At 71.4% G+C, this 357-nt stretch carries 1 pseudogene; it reads right to left on the bottom strand.

The window, feature by feature from the left end:
* Nucleotides 1-357 (bottom strand): annotated as a pseudogene (locus tag ACZYYX_RS29455) (HNH endonuclease); the annotation flags it as partial.

Here is a 357-nt window from a genome sequence, read left to right as displayed (position 1 = left end):
GTCGGTGACGACATCCGACACCAGGTCACGCACGACCGCGGCCGGCACCGGGCCGTAGCCCTCGATCCAGCCGGGGCTGTCGTCGTCACCGAAGAGGGTGGTGTCGGCCATCACGAGGTTGACCGCGATCGGCACCGGCGCCTCGGCCGGGCGCGCGGTGACCCGGCCGTAGAGGGTGTCGGTCATGATCTGTCCGCGGGGGCGGCCATCGCCACACAGATCCGCCTCGCGTCGCAACGCTGCGTACACCCCGATGCCTTGGGACAGCGGCAGCACCGCGGTCAGATACACCATCCCGTTGGGGGCCGGCCGGGTCGACACCGAGGCCGACGCCGCCGCCCGTTCTTTGCGTTGCAC

The organism is Mycobacterium sp. IDUB_1 (assembly GCF_055419625.1).
The sequence above is the reverse complement of the archived record's forward strand: the minus strand, read 5'-3'. Positions and strand labels throughout refer to the sequence as shown.